Below are 2,570 nucleotides of genomic sequence, written 5' to 3'. Positions count from 1 at the left end.
ACAGCGTGAACGGAACCAAGCAGCTGCTGGACCTGGTCAACATCGTCTACACCGACGCACGCGGCGTGCCCCAGACGGAGTTCAACGTGTCGCTGCCCTGGTCGAAGGTGGTGGTGCTGAACCCGGGCGTGCAGACCGAATCGGTGGTGGCGACCAGCTTCTACGGTCAGCTCAGCTGCTCGATCTTCAACGCCGCCGGTCAGCGGGTGATCGCCTCGGCCAACACCTCGAACATGGCGACCTGCGCGCGCTGAGTCCACGCTCGGCCTCAGCTCAGGCCGAGTTCGTGCATGCGCCGGTCGTGCGTCTGCTGCATCCGGTCGAAGAAGGCGTTGAGCTGGCCCAGCCCGCCGGCGCCGGCCATCACCAGGTCCACCAGCTCGTCGTGGTCGGCCAGCAGGTACTGGGCCTGGGTGATCGCTTCGCCGAACAGGCGGCGTGACCACAGCGCCAGTCGGCTGCGCTGCTTGCCGCTGGACGTCACGGCGGCGCGCACCTCGGCGACGACGAACTGCGAGTGCCCCGTTTCCGACAGCGCCGCGCGCACCACGTCGGCAACCTCGTCGGGCAGCCGGTCGGCGATCTCCAGGTACAGATCGGCCGCCAGGGCGTCGCCGACGTACGTCTTCACCAACGCCTCCAGCCACGTGCTGGGCATCGTCAGCCGGTGGTAGTTCTCCAGCGCCGAGACGTATTTCGACATCGCCGACACTACGTCGACGCCGCGGCTTTCCAGCGCGTCGCGCAGCTGCTCGTAGTGCTGCATCTCAGCGGCGGCCATGCTCGCCATCGATATCCGTCCGCGCAGGTCAGGTGCCATCCGCGCCTCGTCGGTGAGCCGGTAGAACGCGGCGATCTCGCCGTAGGCCAGGACCGCGAACAGCTCGTTGACACCCGGGTGATCGGCCGACAACCGCGGGGCGGGTGAATCGTCGGTTTGGTCGTCGGCCAGATCGGTTTCGGAGGGCTCGCAGGAGGGCCGGGTCATGGCAACACTGTAGTCGGCTGACTTAGCGCGAAATGGGAGCCAGCTGTCGACCAGCTATCATGTAGGTAGATGGCGGCTGTATTCATGCCGTATTTGTTTTTCAAGCCGCTATCGGCGAAATGTGCGTGCACAGCTGGCCCGCCCTAACTGGGCCCTCCCAGACTGAGCCAGGGCCGGCGACTCGGCGACGTATTCGGAGTCGGAACTCGTGCGCGCGTGACCGCGACAGAGAAATACCGACACAACCCGATACGTCACCGAAAGGCTACTTACCCACGCATGACCGCACCCACAAGCACAACCGAACTGACCCCCCAACCGACATTTGCGCAACTCGGCGTCCGCGACGAAATCGTGCGCGCGCTCGCCGAAAAAGGGATCGAAAGCCCTTTCGCCATCCAGGAACTGACCCTGCCCATGGCGCTCGCCGGCGACGATCTGATCGGCCAGGCCCGCACCGGCATGGGCAAGACCTTCGCCTTCGGCGTGCCGCTGCTGCAGCGCATCACCGCCGGCACCGCCGCCCGCCCGCTCAACGGCACGCCGCGGGCGCTGATCGTGGTGCCCACCCGGGAGCTGTGCCTGCAGGTCACCGATGACCTGACGCTGGCGGCCAAGCACCTGACCGCCGATGAGGGCCGACCGCTGTCGGTGGTGCCGATCTACGGCGGGCGCCCCTACGAACCGCAGATCGAGGCGCTGCGCGCCGGCGCCGACGTCGTGGTGGGCACCCCGGGCCGGCTGCTCGACCTGAGCCAACAGAACCACCTGCAACTGGGCGGGTTGTCGGTGCTGGTGCTCGACGAGGCCGACGAGATGCTCGACCTCGGCTTTTTGCCCGACATCGAGCGGATCCTGCGCCAGATCCCGACCGACCGGCAGTCGATGCTGTTCTCGGCCACCATGCCGGACCCGATCATCACGCTGGCCCGCACCTTCATGAACCAGCCCACCCACATCCGGGCCGAAGCGCCGCACTCGGCGGCCACCCACGACACCACCGTCCAGTACGTCTACCGGGCGCACGCCCTGGACAAGGTCGAATTGGTCAGCCGCGTGCTACAGGCCGAGGGCCGCGGCGCGACGATGATCTTCACCCGCACCAAGCGCACCGCGCAGAAGGTGGCCGACGAGCTGGCCGAGCGCGGTTTCGCGGTGGGTGCGGTGCACGGCGATCTGGGGCAGATCGCCCGCGAGAAGGCGTTGAAGGCCTTCCGGTCCGGGGAGATCGACGTGCTGGTCGCCACCGACGTCGCCGCCCGCGGCATCGACATCGATGACATCACCCACGTCATCAACTACCAGATCCCCGAGGACGAGCAGGCCTACGTGCACCGCATCGGCCGCACCGGCCGCGCCGGCAAGACCGGGATCGCGGTCACCCTGGTGGACTGGGACGAGCTACCCCGCTGGGCCCTGATTAATAAGGCGCTGGGGCTGGATTCCCCCGAGCCCGCCGAGACCTACTCCAACTCTCCGCATCTGCACGCCGAGCTGAACATCCCCGCCGAGGCCGCCGGCCGAGTGGGCGCCGCCCGCAAGCCGCAAGGCCAGCGCCGCAGCAGCGACCGCGACGACAAGA

The 2,570-nt window shown here is 67.7% G+C and carries 2 protein-coding genes and 1 pseudogene; 2 read left to right on the top strand and 1 reads right to left on the bottom strand.

The window, feature by feature from the left end; genetic code table 11:
- Positions 1–254 (top strand): annotated as a pseudogene (locus DQP58_RS26485) (MmpS family transport accessory protein); the annotation flags it as partial.
- 14 nt (positions 255–268) lie between these two features.
- Here the strand turns inward: DQP58_RS26485 and DQP58_RS26480 are convergent.
- Positions 269–988 carry a ferritin-like fold-containing protein gene (locus DQP58_RS26480; RefSeq protein WP_112710978.1) on the bottom strand — a complete coding sequence of 240 codons (720 nt, stop codon included), beginning with the start codon at positions 986–988 and terminating at the stop codon, positions 269–271.
- A gap of 279 nt (positions 989–1,267) precedes the next feature.
- Here DQP58_RS26480 and DQP58_RS26475 point away from each other — a divergent pair.
- The coding region (locus DQP58_RS26475; protein ID WP_133259455.1) for a DEAD/DEAH box helicase at positions 1,268–2,570 on the top strand (1,303 nt) is incomplete at its 3' end.

The organism is Mycobacterium colombiense (assembly GCF_003284975.1).
GTDB classification, from domain to species: domain Bacteria; phylum Actinomycetota; class Actinomycetes; order Mycobacteriales; family Mycobacteriaceae; genus Mycobacterium; species Mycobacterium europaeum_A.
The sequence above is the reverse complement of the archived record's forward strand: the minus strand, read 5'-3'. Positions and strand labels throughout refer to the sequence as shown.